Source organism: Komagataeibacter melomenusus, from assembly GCF_013155395.1.
Classification (GTDB): Bacteria; Pseudomonadota; Alphaproteobacteria; order Acetobacterales; family Acetobacteraceae; genus Komagataeibacter; species Komagataeibacter melomenusus.
The window spans coordinates 1-17924 of the sequence record NZ_JABJWC010000002.1 but is presented as its reverse complement, the minus strand read 5'-3'; the positions used below and the strand labels follow the sequence as shown (position 1 = coordinate 17924).

The 17924-nt window shown below is 59.1% G+C and carries 19 protein-coding genes and 1 pseudogene; 13 read left to right on the top strand and 7 right to left on the bottom strand.

The annotated features are described in order from the left end of the window. Positions 1-93: 93 nt before the first annotated feature. Positions 94-957 (bottom strand): LysR substrate-binding domain-containing protein, encoded by an 864-nt coding sequence (locus HNW77_RS01080; RefSeq protein WP_172154567.1) that lies wholly within the window; start codon positions 955-957, stop codon positions 94-96. Positions 958-1031: 74 nt separating this feature from the next. Here HNW77_RS01080 and pdxA point away from each other — a divergent pair, with 74 nt between their 5' ends. Genes pdxA through HNW77_RS01065 form a run of 3 tightly spaced genes read left to right on the top strand, consistent with a single transcriptional unit; the run spans position 1032 to position 3091 of the window. Beyond that, the gene (pdxA, locus tag HNW77_RS01075; protein ID WP_241694214.1) at positions 1032-2039 is read left to right on the top strand and encodes a 4-hydroxythreonine-4-phosphate dehydrogenase PdxA; all 1008 of its coding nucleotides are present in this window, start codon (positions 1032-1034) and stop codon (positions 2037-2039) included. Further along, the gene (locus HNW77_RS01070; RefSeq protein ID WP_172154565.1) at positions 2036-2716 is read left to right on the top strand and encodes a 4-hydroxythreonine-4-phosphate dehydrogenase; all 681 of its coding nucleotides are present in this window, start codon (positions 2036-2038) and stop codon (positions 2714-2716) included. Before pdxA ends, HNW77_RS01070 begins: the two co-directional genes overlap by 4 nt. Positions 2717-2728: 12 nt before the next feature. Continuing rightward, a complete protein-coding gene (locus HNW77_RS01065; RefSeq protein ID WP_172154563.1) occupies positions 2729-3091 on the top strand; it encodes a cupin domain-containing protein in 363 nt (120 codons plus the stop codon). 139 nt (positions 3092-3230) lie between these two features. Here HNW77_RS01065 and HNW77_RS01060 read toward each other — a convergent pair whose 3' ends face one another. The 3 genes from HNW77_RS01060 to HNW77_RS01050 are packed head-to-tail and all read right to left on the bottom strand — an operon-like array spanning position 3231 to position 5338. After that, on the bottom strand, positions 3231-4073 hold the full coding sequence (locus HNW77_RS01060; protein WP_172154561.1) for a PhzF family phenazine biosynthesis protein: 843 nt from the start codon (positions 4071-4073) through the stop codon (positions 3231-3233). A gap of 27 nt (positions 4074-4100) precedes the next feature. Then, a complete protein-coding gene (locus HNW77_RS01055) occupies positions 4101-4637 on the bottom strand; it encodes a sugar O-acetyltransferase (protein ID WP_172154559.1) in 537 nt (178 codons plus the stop codon). Then, positions 4634-5338 (bottom strand): DUF1349 domain-containing protein, encoded by a 705-nt coding sequence (locus HNW77_RS01050; RefSeq protein ID WP_172154557.1) that lies wholly within the window; start codon positions 5336-5338, stop codon positions 4634-4636. Before HNW77_RS01050 ends, HNW77_RS01055 begins: the two co-directional genes overlap by 4 nt. Before the next feature lie 68 nt (positions 5339-5406). Here HNW77_RS01050 and HNW77_RS01045 point away from each other — a divergent pair, with 68 nt between their 5' ends. Continuing rightward, positions 5407-5970 carry a TetR/AcrR family transcriptional regulator gene (locus tag HNW77_RS01045; RefSeq protein ID WP_172154555.1) on the top strand — a complete coding sequence of 188 codons (564 nt, stop codon included), beginning with the start codon at positions 5407-5409 and terminating at the stop codon, positions 5968-5970. Here the strand turns inward: HNW77_RS01045 and HNW77_RS01040 are convergent. Continuing rightward, a complete protein-coding gene (locus HNW77_RS01040; protein ID WP_172154553.1) occupies positions 5939-7246 on the bottom strand; it encodes an FAD binding domain-containing protein in 1308 nt (435 codons plus the stop codon). The genes HNW77_RS01045 and HNW77_RS01040 overlap by 32 nt on opposite strands. Then, positions 7243-9375, bottom strand: a complete 2133-nt coding sequence (locus HNW77_RS01035; RefSeq protein ID WP_172154551.1) for a molybdopterin cofactor-binding domain-containing protein — start codon at positions 9373-9375, stop codon at positions 7243-7245. Before HNW77_RS01035 ends, HNW77_RS01040 begins: the two co-directional genes overlap by 4 nt. Before the next feature lie 151 nt (positions 9376-9526). Between HNW77_RS01035 and HNW77_RS17480 the strand changes: the two genes are divergently transcribed. Continuing rightward, positions 9527-10108 (top strand): TetR/AcrR family transcriptional regulator, encoded by a 582-nt coding sequence (locus HNW77_RS17480; RefSeq protein WP_241694213.1) that lies wholly within the window; start codon positions 9527-9529, stop codon positions 10106-10108. 35 nt (positions 10109-10143) lie between these two features. On the opposite strand, the gene HNW77_RS18120 is transcribed toward HNW77_RS17480, so the two are convergent. Continuing rightward, positions 10144-10476, bottom strand: a complete 333-nt coding sequence (locus HNW77_RS18120; protein WP_368734797.1) for a GNAT family N-acetyltransferase — start codon at positions 10474-10476, stop codon at positions 10144-10146. A gap of 371 nt (positions 10477-10847) precedes the next feature. Here HNW77_RS18120 and HNW77_RS01020 point away from each other — a divergent pair, with 371 nt between their 5' ends. The 8 genes and pseudogenes from HNW77_RS01020 to HNW77_RS18210 all read left to right on the top strand — a co-directional run. Continuing rightward, the gene (locus tag HNW77_RS01020) at positions 10848-11402 is read left to right on the top strand and encodes a DUF262 domain-containing protein (protein WP_172154547.1); all 555 of its coding nucleotides are present in this window, start codon (positions 10848-10850) and stop codon (positions 11400-11402) included. Between the two features lie 5 nt (positions 11403-11407). Next, the gene (locus tag HNW77_RS01015) at positions 11408-12568 is read left to right on the top strand and encodes a DUF262 domain-containing protein (RefSeq protein WP_172154545.1); all 1161 of its coding nucleotides are present in this window, start codon (positions 11408-11410) and stop codon (positions 12566-12568) included. 357 nt (positions 12569-12925) lie between these two features. Continuing rightward, positions 12926-14329, top strand: a complete 1404-nt coding sequence (locus HNW77_RS01010; protein ID WP_172154543.1) for an aminotransferase-like domain-containing protein — start codon at positions 12926-12928, stop codon at positions 14327-14329. A gap of 341 nt (positions 14330-14670) precedes the next feature. Beyond that, a complete protein-coding gene (locus HNW77_RS01005) occupies positions 14671-15153 on the top strand; it encodes an MSMEG_0572/Sll0783 family nitrogen starvation response protein (RefSeq protein ID WP_010512510.1) in 483 nt (160 codons plus the stop codon). A 24-nt stretch (positions 15154-15177) separates the two neighbouring features. Next, on the top strand, positions 15178-16152 hold the full coding sequence (locus tag HNW77_RS01000) for a Nit6803 family nitrilase (protein ID WP_172154541.1): 975 nt from the start codon (positions 15178-15180) through the stop codon (positions 16150-16152). Further along, on the top strand, positions 16149-17258 hold the full coding sequence (locus HNW77_RS00995) for an MSMEG_0568 family radical SAM protein (protein ID WP_172154539.1): 1110 nt from the start codon (positions 16149-16151) through the stop codon (positions 17256-17258). Before HNW77_RS01000 ends, HNW77_RS00995 begins: the two co-directional genes overlap by 4 nt. After that, a complete protein-coding gene (locus HNW77_RS00990; protein ID WP_172154537.1) occupies positions 17255-17818 on the top strand; it encodes an MSMEG_0567/Sll0786 family nitrogen starvation N-acetyltransferase in 564 nt (187 codons plus the stop codon). The genes HNW77_RS00995 and HNW77_RS00990 overlap by 4 nt, the downstream gene beginning before the upstream one ends. Further along, a pseudogene (locus HNW77_RS18210) lies at positions 17815-17924 on the top strand (sll0787 family AIR synthase-like protein); the annotation flags it as partial. The gene HNW77_RS00990 and the pseudogene HNW77_RS18210, both read left to right, overlap by 4 nt.

The window sequence follows — 17924 nt, the reverse complement described above, 5'->3', positions numbered from 1 at the left end:
TCAGATCCCGGATTTCGGCCCCGGTGACCGTATGATTCATGGCAGCCAGATCGCGCCACCGCAGCGTTGCGGCAAGGCCATATTCCTCACGGGTTATGGCACCTGTCTGATGATCCATTCTTCCAGGGCCCTGACGTTTTCCGTCATTTTCATCCTGCCAGGCCGGATCAGCCCGTAAGATGTTCCATCCGCATCGAACCCGACCGGCGCTGCCAGCCGGCCGGTGGCGACATCGTCCGTCGCGATGATAGAGGGCGACAGGGCGACGCCCAGACCATTGGCAGCGGCTTCCAGCATCATGAAATGATGGTCGTACAGACGGATGTCGCGCGGCGTGGGCCTGTCGGGCCGGGATGCCAGCCAGTTCTTCCAGGCCTCGGGCCGGGTGCGCGCGCCGAGCGCCAGATAATCCCCGCTGGCGAAGCGTTGTGCCCTGTCAGGGCGCATGACCGGCCCCACCGCTTCCTGCGCAAGGATCGTTACTGTCCAGTCAGGATCGAGCGGAAAGTCGAGGCGCCGGATCGCCAGCGTGACGCGGTCGCGCGCAAAATCCAGCGCGCCGCCGCCGGTTGAAAGATGCACATCGATCCCCGGATGGCGGTCCTGAAAGTCGGACAGGCGCGGGATCAGCCAGCGCATCGCCAGCGAGCGCTCGCACGACAGCACGATCGGCTGCACACCGGATGACGACCGGATCGCGGCCAGTGCCGCCGCGATCCCTTGCATCGCATCGGTTGCCGCTTCTGCCAGACGCAGACCTTCCCGCGTCGGTCGCACGCCGCGCCCGTCAGGTTCCAGAAGCTGGAGTTTCAGGTCATCGGCCAGCTTGGACACCCGGCGGCTGACCGCCCCGTGTGTCAGAGCCAGTTCCGTGGCCGCCGCCCGCACCGAGCCGAGGCGCACAACCGCGGCAAAGGCACGCAGGTCGTCCAGCGATGGCATGTCTGAGCGTTTCATTGGTCAGTTTTTATCACCAGAACAGGTCAGTTCATATCGATTTTCCTCATGGATGGTTTCGTTATTCTCACCGAATGATCAAAGAAACCACCCGCCCCACCTTGCCGCTGGCTGTCACGATGGGCGATCCCGCCGGGATTGGCCCGGAGATCGTGGCCCGGATGTTCCTGCGGCGACCGGCCCAACGGCGCTGGATCGTGGTGGGCGATCCGCTGGTGATGCGCCACGCACTGGCAGCCCTTGACCCATCGGCCCGCATGCGCCGGATTACGACCCCAGCCGATGCCCGGTTTGATGACGGGGCACTGAATGTGCTGTTGTCATCGGAATGCGTAGCCCGGCCGCAAGTGGGGCAGGTCAGCGCCGAAAGTGGCCGCGCAGCCCATGCGGCAATTACCAGCGCGATCCGGCTGGCGAAGGCGGGCACCATCCGGGGCATCGTCACCGCGCCGATCCACAAGGAGGCGCTGGCCGCCACCGGGCTGCCCTATCCCGGCCACACGGAAATCCTGGCCGAACAGGCTGGCGGCGCGCGCGTTGCCATGATGCTGGCGAACGAGGACATCCGGGTCGTTCTGGTGAGCATCCACTGTTCGCTCAGGGATGCGATCCTGCGTGCTGATTTTCCGGCCCAGATGGCGGCAATCCGGCTGGCCTGCACGGGAGCACGCGCATTGGGGATCGAACATCCGCGCATTGCCGTGGCGGGCCTTAACCCCCATGCCGGGGAAGGGGGCCTGTTTGGTGATGAGGAGACCCGCATCATCAGGCCCGCCATCGCGCAGGCACGCAGCGAGGGCATTGATGCGTCCGGTCCCTGGCCCGGTGACACGGTCTTCATGCAGGCGCGCGGGAGGCGCTTTGATGTCGTGGTTGCGCAATATCATGACCAGGGGCTGATTCCGGTCAAATACATGGGTCTGGCGCAGGGGGTGAACATTACCCTCGGCCTGCCTTTCGTCCGCACCAGCCCTGACCACGGTACGGCTTTCGATATTGCGGGGCAGGGTATTGCTGACCCCTCGAGCCTGGAGACGGCATTCGATTACGCCCTTCGCCTTACGACCGGAGCCACGACATGACCCGACCCGATTTCATCTTCATGCTGACCCGCCATGACCGGACGGTGGAGAACGCTGCCGATCTGCTCGAAACCGCCCGCATGGCAGGCATCCGCCATATCGGGTTCAAGGATATCGGGCTGCCGTTTGCCGCACTCCAGGCGCTTGCCAGCGCCATCCGCCAGGCCGGGGCGAAGGTCTATCTGGAAGTCGTCTCGCTCGATCGCGATAGCGAACTGCGTTCGGTGCAGGCCGGGATCGCGCTGGGTGTCGATTACCTGCTGGGTGGCACCCATGTCGATGATGCGCTGAGGCTGCTGGAAGGCACGACGATCCGCTATTACCCTTTTCCCGGCCAGATCAGCGGGCATCCAAGCATTCTCGAAGGGACCGAAAACGCAATCGTGCGCAGCGCGGTCGATCTCGCTTCCCGGCCCGGCGTTCATGGGCTGGACCTGCTGGCCTATCGGTTTGCGGGAGATGTGCCCGGCCTGATGCGGCAGGTCTGCGCCGCTGTGGCAGGCAAGCCTGTCATCGTGGCCGGTTCGCTCGATCGGGCGGAGCGTATCCGCGCCACCGCTGCGGCAGGGGCAGCCGGTTTTACGGTCGGCACGGCGCTTTTGGATGGTGCGTTCCCAACGCTACCCGATCTGGCGCGGCAGATTGCCTATGTCCAGACGATCGTTCAGCAACTCTGACAGAGACATTCAATGGAAAAAATCAACCTGGCTCAGGCTTTCACGGCATTTTCCGATTACTGGAGCCCCCGTGTGGCGGGCGATATCAACACCTTCCAGATCAAGCTGGCCAAATTCAGGGGCACGTTTGACTGGCATCATCACGAGCATGAGGACGAACTGTTCCTGGTCATCGCCGGGACGTTGCGCATGCATTTCCGGGATCGCGACATTGATGTCGATGCGGGCGAATTCATTATTGTGCCGCATGGGGTGGAACATTGCCCCGAAGCCTTGGGGGACGAATGCCATGTTGTTCTGCTGGAGCCGAATACAACCCTTAACACGGGCCATGTAACCAGCGACCGTACCGTGCACACGCCATTGCGGATATAACGTAAAAACCCCGGCAATACGTCACAAAGCGAAAGATGATCTGCACACGAAGCGAGCCAGACATATTTCCCGCCTAAACGGCCTGCCTGCTCAAGGGTGAAGGCCGTTGCCAGTTGACCCGCCATGCGGGCAAGGTCCGTTATAACCGCAGCACACCGGCAATCAGGGTTGTTGTCACCCCGCCAACCCAGATTTTTCCATCTTCCAGGTCAACATGCACGCGCCCGGCCCGGCCAAGGCAGGTGCCCTGGCTGGCACTATAATGCCCAGGCGCAAGCCCGCTGCCTATGAGCCACTGCGCCAGCCCGGCGTTCAGACTACCGGTGACGGGATCTTCGTTCACCCCACAGGCCATGGCGAAGGCACGCACCTCGAACTGTGGCTGCTTTCCATCCTGTGCCGCATCCCAGGGACCGATAACGCCGATACACAGGTCAGACAGGGCCGCGTAATCGGGTTCAAGCGCCAGCACCTCCCGGCGCGACCCCAGCATGACGGACAGCCATCCCGGCCCGTTATCAGTCCAGGCCGCGGCCCGGATGGATGAGGCGGGAATCTTCAGCCCATCCGCAACCCGGTGCAGCAGGGCAGGCTCCACCGAACCCGATCGCTGCAATGGGGGTGCTGCAAAAGCAAGGCAGCCATTATGCGCGCGCACCGGCACAAGGCCCAGGCCACATTCCTGCACGATCATGTTCCCGCGCGGCTGGCCGCCCGCCGCCAGCCAGGCATGACAGCTACCCAGCGTAGGGTGGCCAGCAAAGGGCAGTTCGGTCCGGGGTGTAAAGATACGCACCCTGTAATCTGCTTCCGGGGTGGTGGACCGGAGCAGGAACGTGGTTTCGCTCAGGTTGGTCCAGTTGGCAAAAGCGGCCATCTGCTCGGTAGTCAGGCCGTCTGCCCCGATCACCACGGCGACCGGATTGCCCCTGGTCGGCTCAGCGGAGAATACATCGATCTGTTGAAACTGGAATTCAGCCATGGGTGTGTCTGTTTGCCAAGGTTATGATCAGAGATGCAGAGGCCGCGCCGGATTGCCGGCTACGGTTGCGCCAGAAGGCACGTCACGGGTTACGACACTGCCCGCCCCGATAATGGCATGATCCCCGACCGTGATGCCAGGCAGGATGATGGCGCCCCCACCAATCCAGACATTGCTGCCGATAGTGACAGGGCGGCCAGATTCCAGCATTTTCTGGCGCAAGGCCGGGTCGCGCGGGTGGTCGGCGGCCAGGATCTGCACGCCCGGACCGATCTGCGTGCCATCCCCGATCGTGACCGGCACCACATCGAGCACGATGCAGTTGAAATTGAGGAATACGTTGCGCCCAAGGAAGATATTATAGCCGTAATCACACTGAAAAGGCGGGCGGATGCAGGTATTCTCCCCAACTGCACCCAGCCGCTCGGGCAGGGAGCCGTTGCCGGTGTTGTACCGGGCAAGCCACTCGGCACACTGCGCCAGTTCGCGCTGCAATTCGGGGTCGCTGGCTACGTACAGTTCGCCTGCCAGCATTTTCTGTTTTTCGCTGCGGTGGGGCATCATGTCAGGTCATGCAGCGGCTTGTTAAGCGGTGGGGTCAGGTGCCAGTCAGAAAAACGCACCTTCAGGCCCTCACGCTCAGGCGTGCAGCACATCGGCCCGACCAGATAGGACCCAGCCACGGGGAAGGGGGCCAGGCGCACGAGCGGCCAGGTTTTGCCATCGCCCGAGACCTGAAGCCGCAGCACGCCATCGGCCACGCTTGCGCGCATCCAGAAATCTTTCGGGTCACCTTCGTAAGGAGCCGTGGCCCAATCCGATCGGCCATCGGTGAGCACGCTGCTGAGCATGGCGCGGCCATCCGAGAGTTCGATCCCGGCCTTGACCCAACGCGTCTCGTCAATGCGCACCATGAGACCGGCCTGATCGTACAGCTTCTCATACTCAGCGCGGATGCGAAGCTGCGCCGTGAAGCGGGCAGGGGCATGCATGCCGTAGAAATGGCCGCTATCACGCGTGAAGCCATAAAAGGTCTCGCGCCAGAAGTCGGAGCCCTTGTCCGTTGTCATCTCAAGCGTATCGGCCCTGATCGCGCTGTGGCGTGGTTTGTTGAGCCAGACCCCGCCCCGCCATGGTCCGCGCGTGCTGGCATGCGCCCCGCTGCCCAGGGCCATGCCACCGGCTGCTGCGCCCGCTGCAATGACCGTGCGCCGTGTCATGCCGGGCTGCGTGTTCTTTCCGGTATTCTCGCTCACTGCTACCATCCCGCATCGTTGAGATATTCATCTTGTGTACGAACGTACATATAGCGCAAGGCTAAACCTGTTTCCTCATGTCAAGCAACCCTTCAGCCATCCGTCGCCCTGACCCCGACCGCAAGCAGCGCATCATCAATGCTGCCCTGGACGTGATCGTGGAATATGGCGTGCAGGGCACGACGCACCGCCGCGTGGCGAAGGCGGCGGGCGTGCCGCTTGGCTCGATGACGTACCATTTCAACGGCATGGACGACCTGCTGCATCTGGCTTTCACGCAGGTGGCCCATGCCAGTTCCGCAGCGTTTGTCGGGCGGCTGGCCGAGGCCGGAAACCGGGAGGAGGCAATACAGGCGCTTGTCGATATCATTGCCGGAAACATCTGGTCCACGCCGCGCACGCTGCTGCTGAGTTATGAATTATACGCCTTTGCCGCCCGCAAGCCCGAACTCGCGGCCATCATGCGCGACTGGATGCAGGCCAGTCGGGAGGCGCTGGGTCGCTTCTTCGATCCGCTGACCTGCCGCGCACTCGATGCCCTGGTCGAGGGCATGGGCATTCATGGCTCGGTGGCCCCCGCCAGGCTGGACCGTGGGCAGATAGAGGACATCATCCGCCGCCTCTGCGCGCCGTGCGGCTGAAGAGCACCCGGCAATGGCGCATGAAAAGGTTGCCAGCCACGCGCCTGCGGTAGGCAGCGGTGGAGCGCATGTCATCGATCGGCGTGATTTCGGACATGGCCAGGTCAGCCACGGCATTGAGATGCGCGTCATCCCGCATGCCTGAGGCAAGGGAATGATGCGCCTTCGGGCATGTCATGGGAACGGGACCGACCGCCCCGAACGCAAAGCTGATCCCGGCCGGGTCATCAGGCACGCCGACCGTTGCGAGGGACAGTTTCGAGATCGCCTGCGCCCTGCGCGGGCCGACCTTGGTAAAGAGTTGCGGCTGGCCCAGGCATTTTGCGGGAATGACAAAGCCAGCAATCAGTTCTCCCGCCCTGCGTTGCGTGCGCCCGGCCCCCGTGATGAACGCGGCAACGGGCATCTCCCGGCATCCATCGCGATGGATGAGCCGGACATGGGCCTGAAGGGCCACCAGCGCGGGAAGCCCGTCTCCTGCCGGGGAGGCGGTGGCCACATTGCCGCCAATGGTCGCGGCATTCCTGACCTGCGGGCTGCCAACCCCATGCGCGACATCCCTGAGAATGGGCACAAAACGCGCGATGACAGGATTATGCAGGATGTCCTGCCAGCGCATCAGGGCACCGATGACGAGATTGCCATCCTCCCAAAAAACCTGATGCAGTTCCGGCGCATCCAGCCGCTCAAGCGAAAACAGCCGGAGGGCGCCAAGAGCATGGCCCGCCCGCACCACAAGGTCGGTGCCCCCTGCGATCGGGACCAGTTCAGGGTTTTGGGCCAGACGGGCCAGGCCGTCCTGCAAGGACAGGTCCGCCTTGCCGGAAACGGTGCCCCTGTGTTGCGGCAGGCAGGGTGCCTGCTCCAGTGCTGCGCGGATTTTCACATAGCCCGTGCACCGGCAGAGATTGCCCTCAAGGGCATCATCGGGGGTGTCATCACGGTGTCGCCCGGCCCAGGCCATGACAATACCCGGCGTGCAGAACCCGCATTGCACACCGCCCGCGCGCGCCAGGGCGGAACAGATTTCCGCACCAGTTGGCGTCCAGGCCAGGGCTTCAATGGTCGTAACCGTAGCGCCTTGCAGCGTTTCGGTGACCACAAGGCAGGAACAGACCGGCCGCCCATCCACCAGCACCGTGCAGGCCCCGCATTCGCCTTCGCCGCAGCCAGTCTTGGCGCCGCTGAGGTGCAGATCATCGCGCAGGACCTGCAACAGGGTCTTGCCCCCATGCGCTATCCGGACCGGCGCGTCATTGAGCTGGAACGTAATCATGACAGGGCGTTTTCCATGACCGGCAGAATGGCCTCCGGCGTGATCGGGAACTGTTCGAAGCGATGGCCAAGACAGCGCGCAAGGGCATTGGCGATGGCGGGCGCCGCAGGTGTCAGCCCGACTTCCGCAATGCCGCGCGCGCCCAGCGGGTTTGATGCATCAGGGTGATTGATCAGGTGAACACGGACATCCACCGGCACATCGCGGATGGTGGGCAGGATGTAGGACGAGAAACGGTTGTTCAGGACACGCCCCTCGTGCTGCACAAGGTCTTCACTCAGGGCAAAGCCCAGCCCCTGCGCCAGACCGCCTTCGATCTGGCCTGTCACCCCATCAGGATTGATGACCGTTCCAGCATCGAGCCATGTCTCGACTTCTTCCACCGTGACATTCGCAGTCGCGGTATCCAGCGCAATGCGCACGGCCTGTATGCCGTAGGAATACCCTACATGCGGCGCGCCCAATGTCAGTTTTTCGGGGAAATCGGGGGCAAAATGCGCGGTCTCTGCAAGCGCTCCGTTTTCACCCGCATCAATCCGCACGGCTAACTGACGGGCCGCCTTCGCCACGGCATTGCCCGTTACGACCACCGAGCGGGAGGCGTTCGTGGACCATGAATTCGTATTATCCGTGCTGCCGCTATCAAGCCCGATGTCATGCGCCGCGCAACCCAGCATTGACGCCGCAATCTGCTGGAATGCGGACAGATTGCCCTCGCCCAGATCCGCACTTGAACAGTCCAGCCAGAACTGGCCGTTCGCGTCGCGGCGCAGGGTGACGCTGGAACCGGGTTCGGCCCCGGCTCCCAGCCCGAAGCCCTGCCAGACAAAGGCAAAGCCGGTCGCGCGCAGCCTGCCATCTTCATCTGGCCGCAGGGTTTCTGCCTCAGGCGCACGAAGCAATGGCCCGTTGCGGGCTGCTGCAATCAGGCGTGGCAGCGTGACATCATTGCGCACGATATGCCCGGCCCCGGCCCGGTCACCGCCGCGAAGCAGGTTCTGCACCCGGAACTCAATGGGATTTTGGCCACATTTTGCCGCCAGCGCGTCCATCGCCTGCTCAATGCCCAGAATAACCTGCGGATTGCCAAACCCGCGAAAGGCCGAGGCATTGCCGGTATTGGTATGGACGGCCTTGCCCTGAATCCGGCTGGCCTGAAAACGGTAAGGGCCGGAGGCATGTTCGGCTGCAAGAACAAGAACAGCCGGCCCCAGCGTCATATACGCCCCGGTATCGGCCAGAAGGCCGGCCCTGAAGCCCGTCAGCCTGCCCGTGGCATCACAGCCCACCGCAACATCGACTTCGAAACGATGGCGTTTGACGGAATAGCCAATACTTTCTTCACGCTCATAGACATAGCGGGCAGGGCGACCCGTAGCATGTACCGCCAGTGCCAGATGCGCCTGAACATTCAGGTCCTCCTTGCCGCCAAAAGCGCCCCCCATGGGTGGATGCGACACATGGACCTGCTCCAGCGGGACACCAAGGATGGCGGCAATCTGCTTCTGGTCCGCAAAAGGGTTCTGTCCGCCACAGGTTATGGCGATCCGCTGCTTCTCATCACGCCAGGCGATGCCCGCTTCGGGCTCCAGAAACGCATGTTCCTGCCGCCCCGTGCTGTAGGTCAGGCGCACGACATGGGCAGAATCTGCCAGCGCCGCATCCACGTCGCCAAAACCCAGATCGACCTCATGGCACAGATTGCCGTCTGGCCCGATCTGCGGCGCATCGGGGGCGAGTGCCTGCCGCGCATCCAGCAAGGCGGGCAGGTCTTCATATTCGACGTGAATCAGCTTGCAGGCATGACGCGCTTCCTGCTCGCTTTCGGCCACGACAAGGGCCACCGCATCACCACAAAAGCGCACCCGGTCATGGCACAGCACGGGCTGATCGGGCGCGATCAGGCCAAAACGGTTGAGGCCCGGAATATCGGCATGCGTCAGAACCCGCACGACCCCGGAGGCCTGCCGTGCCACATTCGTATTGATTGACACGATCCGGGCATGGGCACGTCCGGCGCGCAGGACCCTGAGATGAACACAGCGGTCGCGATACAGGTCAGAAGGGTAGGGGAAAGCCCCCCTGGCTTTGTCGAGGGCGTCCCATTTCTGGATGGATTGTCCAATCACAGGTTTGCTCCGGTGTCTGTCCTGTCCTGACCGTTATCAGGATGGGACCAACACTTACGATACGCTCCGTATCGTAGTCAATAAACGATACGGAGCGTTGCGCAAAACAGCGGGCAATGGCAGTTTTCCCGTAGCGCGCTGGAGAACGATCTTGAACATCCCCGACCCATCTCATGCTGCAAAAACTTCCCCGGCGGGAAGCGGCCGCAAACGCAGTCAGGAAGCGACCAGGGCAGCACAGGCGGCAGCGCTGCAACTCGCCTATGACCTGGGACCGGAGCGGGTGACGATGGAGGCGATCGCAAGCCATTCAGGCGTGGCGAAAACAACGCTCTACCGGCGCTGGAACAGTGCCGCCGCCGTTGTGATGGATGCATTCCTGTCGGAACTGACGCCGCAGATTGCCTATAGAACCGGGCAGGATGCCAGGCAGACGCTCGTTTTCGCCCTTGAGGATCTCAGCCATGCGCTGGACGAATCTCGGCGTAAACTTTTGCGGCACATGATTGCCGCCGCCCAGTCCAGTGCGGTGCTCGAACAGGCTTTCTGGGATCGATGGATTGCACCGAGACGCAAAGCAGGCGTGGAAGCGCTGGCGCAGTTTGGCGTATTGCCAGAGGCGGGAGAACGCATTCTCGATCTGCTCTATGGCGCATTTTATTACCGGATGCTGATCCCGTATGCGCCCATCACAAGCACATGGATCCAGAAAATCGTGGATCAGGTTTCCTGAACACTGTCATATTTTCTGCCCGGTTTTTTACAATATCAAGCGGAGCCGCGGGCCAATTTCCGCAAACCCGTTGTCGCGATAGAAAGCGAGGCTCCCCGCTCCCGCCGGAAGGGCGGGGCGCCGACTTCAAGCCGTTTCCAGTCGCGTGCGCAGCCTTCCGTCACCGCCTGGACGATCAAGTGCGCGGCGATGCCGCGCGATCTCATATCGGGCCTTATATAGAGTTCGGATATTTCCCCAAACCGACCTCCCGCATAGAGTGCGATACAGGCGTTCAAGGTCATGAACCCAACTGGCTGCTCATCCACACATGCGAAAAAAACGGTAACATCCTGGCTCGCAAGAACGACGTCTGTTGTCGCGAGAATGGCGTCGCGCGCGGGAGGCTGCCCTCCTTATATCTCGTTCAGCAGGTCGTAGACGAACCCGGCGATTATCGCTCTATCCGTGGAGTCTGCATAACGGATCGTCACGGATGGCAAGGCAGCTTACCCGGCGGCAACTGGGTTTATATTACTCGGCACGTCTGTTCGACTCCTTATGCAACGCGGTCAGGTCGTTCATGTGGGCACAGGATGCATCATCAAAGCGGACAGACCGGTCACGCCTCATTTCGGACATTCATACATCAACTATCAACCTAAAATAATCATTTATCGGCTTTTATAAACCGTCTCCTTGAGTTATGTGTGATATAATTTCACATTGACTTAAATAGTTTTTTTATTTGGTGGTAAAAATGAAAATAGAAGCTGCAGATATTGATATATCAAAACTATTAAGGATGGGTATAATTGTAATACCTAGATTCCAGAGACCCTATTCTTGGAAAGCTGAAAATATAAGAGATTTTTGGAATGACATAACCAGTTCAGACGAAGGATCGTATTTCATAGGATCAATGGTTATATACTCCATGAAGCAAGATTGTTTTGGGGTTGTCGATGGGCAGCAAAGGCTTACTACAATAACTATACTTTTGTGCGCAATTAGAGATCATCTTAAGAACTTAGGTGAGCACGAATTAGCACAGGGTGTTCATAATTATATTGAAACTCGTGATCGAGATAATGTTAAAAGTTTTATACTTAAAACAGAGACTTCGTTCCCTTATTTGCAGGATAGGATTCAGAGCTTTGACGATGCAGAATTAAATACTCAGCCTAGAGAAGAAGAGTTACGTCTACAGCAGGCTTATGACAATCTCAACAGATATGTTGATAAATATCTTCAGCAGAGCACTTCAGGCCTGTTAGACCAAGAAGAAAAAAGGCTGCAAAAATATCAGCCTTAAAAGGCTTGAGAGAAATAATATTTAACCTAAAAGTTATTAAAATAGAACTGGATGATGAAGATGATGCTTATATAATATTTGAAACATTAAACACAAGAGGGCAAGACCTAACTCTTTCTGACCTAATTAAGAATAGTATTGGATCGTTGTTTGAGAAAAATGGAGATATTGATGTACTAAAAATATTATGGCAAAAAATAGTTGAAAATATATCGAATTGCGGTGATGCAGTAAAAATAGATAATTTCTTTGTTCATTCTTGGGTCTCTCGCTTTTCTGCTGTTACAAAACAAAAGGCTTTCAAAGCTTTTAAGTCGAAGTTGCGAGATGGTATTATTGCTGCAGGAGAATCTTCAGGACGAAGTATCGCGCTGTCTCACTTGAAAGCTTTCGATAAAGATTCTGAAAGATATTTCAGGATATATCGTCCTGATACGTTGTTTAAAAAATATCAATATGTTCTGGCAGACTCTCTGAGGGCTATGAGGATTTTCAATGTTGAACAGCAAATACCCTATGTACTGTCCCTATTAAGATCTTTTGATGAGGGAAAAATAGCTTATAAAACGTTAAGAAAGGCCATGAGATCGGTTGAAAACTTTCATTTCCAATTTAATGCAATTACGTCGCAACGATCTTCTGGCAGTATTGCGTCAATGTATGGTAGGGCGGCCAGAAATCTTTACGAAGCTGAAAGTTCAGATGCTGCTGGCATAGTTATAGAATCTGTAAAAAATGAACTACGCGAAAGAATACCAAGCAAAGAAGAGTTTGCACTTCATTTTAGAAGTATACAATATAATAAGATGATAAAAAGTAATTCTTTAGTTAAGTATATTTTATTGAAGCTTTCTTATATAGAAAATATACTTTTTGACGTTAATGTAGATAGATTGACTATTGAGCACGTGCACGCTCAGTCTAATTTTTCAGAAACATGGCCAGATAATATTATAAATTCTCTTGGAAATTTAATTCTTTTATCTGAAGAGCGGAATAAAATTCTATCCAACAAAAGCTTTCCACAAAAGAAACAGATCTTTAATGATTGGGGAAATGCTGTTCCAAGTTTTGTCGTAGAAAAAAGTGACTGGACTCCTGAAGATGTAATTTCAAGGGTAAATATAATGACAGATATAGCATACAATAGAGTTTGGAAAATATAATTATTTATATAACATCCTCTACGAAGGGATAAGTGGTATGCCGACTTTAATAGCGTTCTCGACAGAAAAGTCGACATTCCGCTTACCCCCCATTACCGTCATCTGACGATATAGACGTATGAAGCATACCGAAATATATCTGGCCAGTCTCACGAAGATTTTGCCCTGAGTGCCATCCGTCGCCGCCCTATAGCTATTTTATGGCGCCGGGAAGAAAATCCTGTTCGACAAACATCGCTTCGTAAGCCCCGATCTTCAGGCGCAACACCCAACCCTAATCTGTATCGATCATTATTGCATGGATTGTATGGTATATGGTCGAATGGAATCTCATCGAATGTATGGAAATTCCATCCCATGTCCGCATACCCCTATCTCGCCCACTGGAAAGAAGAGATCAGCCGGAGTCCGAATGCGATTTACATGACGCTGGCCGATGCCCTGGCGCTTTCCATCCGCAAGGGCGACCTGCGGGAAGGGGACAGGCTACCACCACAGCGAACGATCGCAGACTGTCTTGGCACCAATCTGACGACCGTGACCCGGGCCTTTACCGAGGCCCGGCGGCGCGGCCTGATTGACGCAACGGTCGGCCGGGGCACCTTCGTCCGCGTCGGTGCGGGGGAAAGCCACTGGCGCCATACCGGCCCAGCCGTAGTTGACCTGACCATGAACCTGCCGCCCATCCCGCAGGACCCGCCGCTTCAACGGATTATCCAGAGCGACATCGCGGCCATCCTGAAGCAGCAGGATCTGAACAGCCTGATGTCCTATCGGGTCACCGGCGGCACACTGGAGGAACGCCAGCTTGGTGCGAAATGGATCGCGCCCGTGATCGGTCAAAGGCGAACGGACGAAATCCTTGTCTCACCCGGTGCCCAGAGTGCGCTTGCGGCGATCGTCAGCACGCACACCCAGCCCGGCGATGTCATTGTCACCGATCGCATTGCCTATCCCGGTATCCGAACCATCGCGGCGCAATTCGATCTCATTCTGGTCGGTGTGGACAGTGACATGGAAGGCATGATGCCGGACCAGCTTGATCGGGTCTGTGCCGAACATCATCCCCGGCTGCTCTACTGCATTCCGACCATCCACAATCCCACCACGGCCACGATGTCCCTGCAACGACGCAAGGATATCCTGAAGGTTGCCCAGCATCACCACCTGCATATTGCGGAAGATGACCCCTACAGCCTGCTGATGGACACGCCGCTTCCGGCCCTGGCAGCCCTGGACCACAGCCGTGTCAGCTACGTGGCTACCCTTGCCAAGACGCTCAGTCCGGGCCTGCGCACCGCCTATGTGGCCCTGCCCAATGCGGACATGACCCGACGGGTCGCGGCGGCCATCCGGGCCATTGCGCTCACCAATGCCGGTCTGCTCAGCGCGCTCACGGCGCGATGGATGCAGACAGGACAGGCGCATACGATCCTGCACGCCATCCAGAAAGAACTGCGCCTGCGCCAGTCCATTGCCCGCAGGGTGCTGGGGGAGGGGCACTGCATGAACCCCGACGGGCCGCATGTGTGGCTGAAACTGCCGGACTGGTGGGGCAGTGCGGATTTTGTGGCCTATGCCCGCAGGCGGGGGCTGGCGCTGGTGCCCAGCACCGTTTTCACCATCAGTGGCGAGCCGCCGCAGCGGGCCCGGATTGCATTGGGCAGCGCACCGGATGCCGCAAGCCTTGAGGAATCCCTGCATGGCGTGCTGTCGGTGTTGCAGCACAAGCGCTCACCCGGCTTTGCCGATATTGTGTGACCTGCGCGCAGTGTCTGGAATCGATGGGCACATCTGATTCCGGGGTGCGCCGTGCGGGCACATGGAAAAACAAAAAGGCACTTCATTCACGACTGCGTGATTATTAAATTACGTTAAAACAGTCCCTTATGGATGCCCCTTACGATTGTATGGTTGTCGTATATTTTTTGTATGTCTCTGTCTTGGCAGGATAGCGGCATGTAATCTGATTTGAGCCGTTTGTACCTTTTTTATAAAGCATACAATATTTTGGCTCTCCGTCCTCCCGTGCCACGTTTGCCTCGGCAATGCGGTCAGTCCCGGCTCCCTGCCGGAGACCGCAGCATCACGGGAGAGATACCATGCCGAAAGTCGAACACGCTCCGTACAAAGACGGCGATTGCTTCGTCAATTATGAAAACAAGGTCTTTGAGGATGTCAAAGCCCAGCCCGGCGAAAAAGCCCTTATCACCTTCCACACCGTCGCCAATGAAGGTTCGGTCGGGTTCGTCAACCTGCTGCAGGCCACCCGTCTGATCCGCAAGGGCTTCGAGACGTCGGTGCTGCTGTATGGACCGGGCGTTACCCTTGGTGTGCAGCGCGGCTTTCCCCGCCTGGGCGACGAAGCCTTTCCGGGGCACATGAACTGCAACAAGCAGATCGCAAAAATCCTCGAAGAGGGCGGCAAAGTCTATGCCTGCCGCTTCGCGCTTCAGGCCCTCTATGGCTACGGCGAGCAGAACCTGATCCCCGGCATCACGCCAATCAACCCGCAGGACGTGCTCGACATCATCCTGCTGGCCCGGCGCGACAACGCCTTCATCCTCAATACCTGGACCCTCTGAAGGCCGAAGGGAGGACCGCACGCCATGTCCCGTATCGTTCGCGCCGCAGCCATCCAGATCAGCCCCGTCCTTGGTGACGATGGTCTGGGGACTGCCCGGAAAGTCTGTCAGGCCATCCGCGAGGCCGCCGAAAAAGGCGTGAAACTGGCGGTCTTTCCCGAAACCTTTGTGCCGTACTACCCCTATTTCTCGTTCATCCAGCCGGCTTTCCGCTTCGGTGGGGAGCATCTGGAACTCTACGAGCGCGCTGTCGTCATTCCCGGTCCGGTCACCGACATGGTGGCCGAGGCCGCGCGCCAGACCGGCATGGTCGTGGTGCTGGGCGTGAACGAGCGCGATTTCGGCACGCTCTACAACACCCAGATCATCTTCGATGCCACGGGTGAAATCCTGCTCAAGCGCCGCAAGATCACGCCCACCTACCATGAACGCATGGTCTGGGGGCAGGGCGATGGCGCGGGGCTGAAAGTGGTAGAGAGTGCGGCCGGTCGCATTGGCGCACTGGCCTGCTGGGAGCATTACAATCCGCTCGCCCGCTACGCGCTGATGACCCAGCATGAGGAAATCCACTGCGCGCAGTTCCCCGGCTCGCTGGTCGGGCAGATCTTTGCCGACCAGATGGAAGTCACCATCCGGCATCACGCACTGGAATCCGGCTGCTTTGTGGTGAACGCCACGGGTTGGCTGACGGACGGGCAGATCAAGGAAATAGCGGGCGATCCCGCACTGGAAGGCCCGATGCGGGGTGGGTGCTTCACGGCCATCGTCTCGCCTGAAGGGAAGCTGCTCGGCACACCACTGACGGAAGGCGAGGGGATGGTGATTGCCGATCTCGATTTCGCCCTGATTACCAAGCGCAAGCGGATGATGGATTCCGTAGGGCATTACGCCCGGCCCGAACTGCTCAGCCTGCTTCAGGACCGGCGGCCTGCCCGCACCGTTCATTACGTTGGGGAAGCCAATCCGGTTCCCACATCTACAGATGAGGCTGCGTCATGACTATTCCGACGCTCGGTACACTTTCTGGTCGCAAGCTCGTCACCGACCTGCAATCCTTCGGGCTTCAGATCAGTGAGCAGACCGGCGGCATTGCCCGCAAGGGAGGCGCCGGTCCTTCGGATCACAAGACGATTACCATTGCAGGCCAGACCGTCATGGTCCCGGTCTATACATCTGGCGCGCGGCATTCACCATTTCAGGCCAGCCCGCCGGACCAGCACGGGGCCAGCACGCTGCTACGCGATGGGCAGACACTAGGCACCATCCATTTCCCAGCCGCCCCGCGCTTTTATGGCCTGAGCACGGCGGACGGCATTCCCTACTGGAAGATCGCGCTGCTGCATGGGCGCGATACGCTGGCGACCACGGTGCACCAGACGTGCATCCGGTATGCCGACCGGCGCACGTCCTGCCAGTTCTGCGCCATCGGCCAGTCGCTGGAGGCCGATCGCACCATTGCCTACAAGACGCCAGCACAACTGGCCGAGGTCGCCAGGGCCGCCGTGGAACTGGACGGCGTGCGTGACATGGTGCTGACCACCGGCACGCCCAATGTGGTGGACCGGGGCGCTGCCGTGCTGGCCGAGTCAGCCCGTGCCATCCGGGCCGCAGTGGATCTGCCGCTTCAGGTCCAGTGCGAGCCGCCGCGCGATCACGGCTGGTTCCAGCGCCTGCGCGACGCCGGGGCCGACAGCCTGGGTATGCATCTCGAAGCCGCAACACAGGCGGTGCGCGAGAAGATCATGCCCGGCAAGGCCACGGTCAGCGTGGATCGCTACATGGACGCTTTCGCCAGCGCCGTGCCCCTCTTCGGGCGCGGGCAGGTCAATACCTACATTCTGGCGGGTCTTGGTGACAGTGCCGCAGATATTCTGGCGCTGGCCGAACGGCTGATCGTGCTCGGGGTCTATCCCTTCGTGGTGCCGTTCGTGCCGATTTCCGGCACGCCACTGGAAAATCATGCCCCGCCTTCCGCCGATTTCATGAAGTCCGTGCTGGCCCCGCTGGGGCGCATGCTGCGCGAGGCGAACATGAAATCCACCGATATCCGGGCCGGATGTGGCCGGTGTGGCGCCTGTTCCTCGCTTTCGGCGTATGAACAATGACCACGATCCTCGAAGGCGTGGACGACCGCCCGTTCATTCCTACGGAATATGTCGTGCGGCTGGCCCGCACGCCGTGGGAACGGGCTGGCTATCATGCGCTGCGCCGCGACGTGTTCTGCACCGAACAGCAGGTCTTTGCGGATGATGACCGGGACGCAATCGACGCGGTTGCCATTCCCATCATCGCGGCGTGCTGCATGGCGGGCATGCCGGACCGGGTGGTGGGCGCCGTGCGCATCCATGAAGCCGAACCCGGCGTCTGGCGCGGCTCCCGTCTGGCCGTCCATGAAGACCATCGCAAACTGGGACGGATCGGGGCGGAACTCATCCGCATGGCGGTCAGCACGGCGCACGGGCTTGGGGCCAGGCAGTTCCTGGCCCAGGTGCAGGAACAGAACGTGCTGTTCTTCCGCCGCCTGCACTGGAAAAGCCTTGGAGCCATGACCCTGCATGGGCTGCCGCATCACGACATGCAGGCCGACCTCTCACGCTATCCGGCGCATGGCCAGGATCAGACCTGGCTGCTGCGCCCGCAGCCCCGTAACCGGCAGGTGGCATGATGGCACACGAACTGACGACACTGCTGCGCACGCTTCGACACGGTCGGGCCCTTGCGGGCAAACAGGATATTGCCGAAACCGTCGCAATTCTTGGTCGGGATACAAG